At 33.5% G+C, this 4,835-nt stretch carries 5 protein-coding genes; 1 reads left to right on the forward strand and 4 read right to left on the reverse strand.

Features of this window, described 5'->3' with window-relative positions; genetic code table 11:
• The 4 genes from asnB to METFODRAFT_RS09065 form a co-directional block, all read right to left on the reverse strand.
• The coding region (gene asnB / locus METFODRAFT_RS09050; RefSeq protein ID WP_007045307.1) for an asparagine synthase (glutamine-hydrolyzing) at window positions 1-1,552 on the reverse strand (1,552 nt) is incomplete at its 3' end.
• 14 nt (window positions 1,553-1,566) lie between these two features.
• Window positions 1,567-2,370 (reverse strand): sugar phosphate isomerase/epimerase family protein, encoded by an 804-nt coding sequence (locus METFODRAFT_RS09055; RefSeq protein ID WP_007045308.1) that lies wholly within the window; start codon window positions 2,368-2,370, stop codon window positions 1,567-1,569.
• Window positions 2,371-2,418: 48 nt separating this feature from the next.
• Window positions 2,419-3,453 carry an A24 family peptidase C-terminal domain-containing protein gene (locus METFODRAFT_RS09060; protein ID WP_007045309.1) on the reverse strand — a complete coding sequence of 345 codons (1,035 nt, stop codon included), beginning with the start codon at window positions 3,451-3,453 and terminating at the stop codon, window positions 2,419-2,421.
• A gap of 15 nt (window positions 3,454-3,468) precedes the next feature.
• Window positions 3,469-3,825, reverse strand: a complete 357-nt coding sequence (locus METFODRAFT_RS09065; protein WP_048115839.1) for a cysteine-rich small domain-containing protein — start codon at window positions 3,823-3,825, stop codon at window positions 3,469-3,471.
• Between the two features lie 249 nt (window positions 3,826-4,074).
• Here METFODRAFT_RS09065 and METFODRAFT_RS09070 point away from each other — a divergent pair, with 249 nt between their 5' ends.
• Window positions 4,075-4,776, forward strand: a complete 702-nt coding sequence (locus METFODRAFT_RS09070) for an HDIG domain-containing metalloprotein (protein WP_007045311.1) — start codon at window positions 4,075-4,077, stop codon at window positions 4,774-4,776.
• Window positions 4,777-4,835: the final 59 nt, after the last annotated feature.

Genomic DNA, 4,835 nt, shown 5'->3' on the forward strand with positions numbered 1-4,835 from the left:
TTAGTATGATGTTCGGAGATACTGATTTATTAACCTCCTCTAAAACAACCTCTTCAAAGAATTTGTTTATCTCTTTTTTTGGATATCCATATTCTCTTGCAACTTTGAATATCATCTTTTCACTGCCACTTCCATACTGTGCGGCTTTTTTTGGCCTATAGGCGATGTAATCTGGGATGTATTTTGATGCAATATCCCTTAAAATCCTCTTCCTCATCTCATCCATTTTATAGGTTACTGGAATTGATAGGGCAACCCTCACAACATCTTTATCCAAAAATGGAACCCTCAACTCTACACTATTTGCCATTGTGCAGTGGTCATCCCTCTCCAAATTAACCTTGTATATATTCATAACATCCTCTAATAGGGATTTTTTTAACTCATCCTCTCCCTTTTCTCTCAAAATTCTCTCATACCTGCTATATCCGCCAAACAACTCATCTGCCCCTTGACCAGATAAAACAACCTTTATATTGTCTTCCCTTGCCATTTCAGATGCAACGTATATTGGAATACCTACTCCGATCTTCATCAAGTCAAGTTCATCTATTGCCTTTGCAACCTCAAAGATATATCTTTCATACTCCTCTTCCATTATAATCTTCTTCCTAAGTTTTAATCCCATATCTTTTGCCGCTCTCTCTGCATATTTTATGTCCTCACTTTCTTCTGTTCCTACAGTGTATAAAATAACCTCACAATACTCAGATGCCATCTTTGCAATCAATGTGCTATCAACACCCCCAGAATAGATAATTCCAACCCTCCCAATGCCTCTCGTTCTCTTCCAAACTGCATTCCACAACGCATTGTCAAGTTCTTTTTTACAGGTTTCATAAGATTTGTATTTTAAGTAATCAAACCTCAACTTTTCAAGATTGTTTGTTATGGTGTATTTGTTATCCTTCAAATAATAGGTTAATTCACTGTTTGGACTTAATCTATTTATGTATTCATTTAGATGTTTTGGATTTCCATCAATTCCCTCAATTTTTTTCAATAAATACCACAATGCCTTTCTTTCAGAAGCAAATGCAAAATAATCCTTTCTATCTAAATAAAATAGTGGTTTAACTCCAAAAGTATCTCTCCTTAAAATTAAAGAATTGTTATTTTTGTCATATATTGCATAAGCATATTCTCCATCAAGTTCATTCAGCATATCCTCTTCATACGCATGAACAATAACCTCTGAGTCAGTATCTGTTTTAAAATTGTGGTTTGATAAATCCTCTCTCAACTCAATGTAATTGTATATCTCCCCATTACATATAACCCACAAACTTTCATCTTCATTTGGAATTGGCTGGGTTGCAGAACCAACAATAGCCAACCTATTATGCCCAAAACTAAAATCTGCAGTGATATTTTCTTTAACTTCTCTAAAATCCTTGAAGTATAGAACTTTATCATCCACCAACATTCCCGACGCATCTGGACCTCTATGTTTTAATATTCTCATCATCATTAATAGATGCTTTGAGATCTCCTTCCTTAGACTACTCGGCTCATCTTCATCCTTTAAGATTATTCCGCTTATCGAGCACATAATCCTCACTCAGATTATATTAATTTTTCTAAATATTCAATTTCTTTTATTAATTCGGATATTTTTTCCTCTTTAGAAAGTTCTCTGTTATAATTTAAATCATTTACCTCGATAACTAAACTTCCATCATAACCATAATCAATTAACTTTTTTATTGGTATTGAAAAATCTATCTGGGAGTTACGTAGTGGAAAATGCTCCCTCCCATCACAAACTCCAGAAACATGAGCATTTCTTACATATTCATGCAATTCTTCAACAAATTTTTCTGCATTTTCTTTTGCATGTGCAAAGTCGAGAGTTAACCCCATTTTATATTTCCCAATAATCTGCTTTATCTCTTCTACCGAGTAGCATAGGTAGTTAATAAGTTTTGGCATATTTTCAAGGGAGAGGAGTACGGACTTTTCCTCCGCATATTTTGTGCAAACGTCCAAATAGTGGTAAAATTTTTCATATTCTTCCATAGTAGGTGGTCTTTTTGTTGGTCTTTTTCCAGGATGGATTGTTAAGATTTCCCCTCCTAAAAAGTTAGTTAAATCTATTGCCCAAAAAGTTTCTTTAATAGTGGCTTCTTGGATGTGGTGGTTTGTGGATGATGGGTTTAACTCAATATATGGGGCGTGGATTGTTAAGTAAAACTTTGATAGAATTGGCTTTATCTCTTTTAAGTAGTCTTCATCAAATCTCCTATTCCAAAACTCAGGATTTTCTGGAAAAAGTTCCATGCCTTTTAACCCTATACTCTTAAATATATCACATATTTCTTCAATAGGATATTCCCAAAAGAACAAGGTTGTGCAACTTATGGTAGTCATAGAAAACACCAAAAAATATGATATTATGATACTGAATATATATGTTGTTTATAATATGTTTACCCACATATGGTTCTTAAAAAACAGTATTGCCAAAACAATCAAATATGCTAAGAATACAAATGGAACGAAAGGGTAGGTTTTTAAGATGTTTAGTTCGTTTGGGATTTTTCCTTTTTCATTCAGTTCTTTGAGAAGTTTTATAGTATCTTCTGACAAACCCTCTCCATCAGTAAATATTAGTTTGTAATCCTTTTTTCCACCTTTTTCATAATCTATGAGATACTTTATTCTCTTTACCAAACTTGCGTTTTCAATAACGACATCTCCATCGTTCTTCAATACGATAATGTCCCTCAAAATATCCCCTTCTTTTAACTCATCTATCCGTTTTTTATCTGAAACTTCCACACCCATTAACGCATATATCACAATAGAAATTAGTGTTAATTCTCCAAGGTAGACTAAGGACATTAAAAGTACGTTCTTCGATATAAAGTAGTTGGTATCTAAAAGATACATCCCGAGTAAATAAATTGGGAATAAATATCCAAGTGTTTTTGTAATATTCCTGTAGTTTTGGACTTTCTTAGATAGGACTATTGATAGTATAATATAGCCCCAAACGACCAATGTCGCATACGGGATGTTGTATATCTGAATGATATAATCCAAAATTCCTATAACCATTGTAAAATAGCATGATGAGGGGATCATATCTCTCCAATAAACCTTCAAAATCTTAAGCATCGGGAAAAACGCTGCCAAACCAGCACTTAAACCGATAAGAATTAGAATATACTTTGGGAAATAGTAAACCATATCAAAGGCAAACAACGGGGCTAAAGCGGAGAAAATCTTTACATCTCCACCTCCCATACCAATACTCAATATCAAGCACAAAATTAGCGTTGAAAAAAAGGCAATTACTGCATCAACTCCGAAATAATAATATCCAACAGCGAGGTTTATGATTAACATTGCAATAACGTATTTATGCGGAATAATCTTCTCCTTCATATCAGTTAGAGACGCAAGAAATAGTAGGATGATGTTTGCTAAGTACGCCACTAAAAGAAGCATCAACAACCACCGACATTATTTTTCCATTTTTTTAATGACTTTATCTTTAATTTTTAGCAACATCTCCCTATTGTTCAGTAGATCAATAGATTCATCTATGCTTTTGTCCTTTGTAAGTTCAAGAATCTCTCTTAAAACTTCACATGCAACATCTGGCTTGTGTATCCAATGGCATTTCATACAACTCCAAACTTTTGTTCCATCTTTTTTCTCCACCCATTCCCCAAGATTTTCATCTTCACATGGATAAAACGGACAATAGCACCATAAGCAAACCTGTCCATCGAAATGACAAGGGTAGTATTCGCAATTCCTATTTGCTCCACAAACCTCAAGAACTTTTTTAACATGTTTTTTTGCAAGTTCTATCATACTATCACACAAATATTTATAGAATTCTAAAACAATAGTCTCTATTATTTCCATCATTATTTAAATTATTTTTTATTTATTGTATAGCAACCATATTGTTTGCATTAGAACTTTGACATAACTCCGATAAATTTTAACCCAATTTTAAAATTTAAGATCCAAATAATGACATTTAAAAATTGGGACGTATAAATAGATCCTAATAAAATTCGCAAACAACTATAAATTGCAACAATTTTGGTGATTGAAATGGAAGAACTTTTAAAGTTGGCAGAACAAATAAGAGATGAAAATTTGAGGGAGAAAGTCATAGAATTTCTAAAAAATCCAATTCCCACACATAAGGAGATTGAAGATACGAAAATTCCTCCAGAATCATCCCCAGCAAGTATAAAATGGCACCATAAATATGAAGGGGGATTAATAGAGCATACAATAGCAGTTACAAAGTTGGCATTAAAAATGGCAGATGTTTTAGAGGAGGTTTATGGGATAAAAATAAATAAAGATTTGATTATCGCTGGTGGTTTGTTGCACGATATTATGAAACCTTTCAACTACATAAGAGAAGGGGATAAATTTGACCATATTGAAAATTTCCATTTAGACCACCTAACCCTTGCTGTTGCAGAACTCTACAAGAGGGACTTTCCACTTGAGGTTATAAAGATTGTTGCCTCCCATCACGGGGATTCCTCACCTTCAAGACCCAACTCCATAGAGGCATACCTTATCCACTTTGCAGACACCTTTGATGCTCAGTTAAATGACGTTGCAATTAGGGTTTGTCAGGCAAGGAGTAAGGATTTAGGTATTGATGAGTGTGAGATATACAAGAAGATTACCCCTTTAAAAGTTTATGAAATTAGAAGCAGAGAAGGTAAGAAAAGATTGATAGAATATCTAAAAGAATTACTTGGTATTGAAGAAGAGCAAACAGAAGATATATAGTCGTTCTGCATGTGTGCCATAATCTTATCTTACTGATAGTGTGATTTAACAATATTAAC

The sequence above is a fragment of the Methanotorris formicicus Mc-S-70 genome, assembly GCF_000243455.1.
Taxonomy (GTDB): Archaea; AGJL01; Methanococci; order Methanococcales; family Methanococcaceae; genus Methanotorris; species Methanotorris formicicus.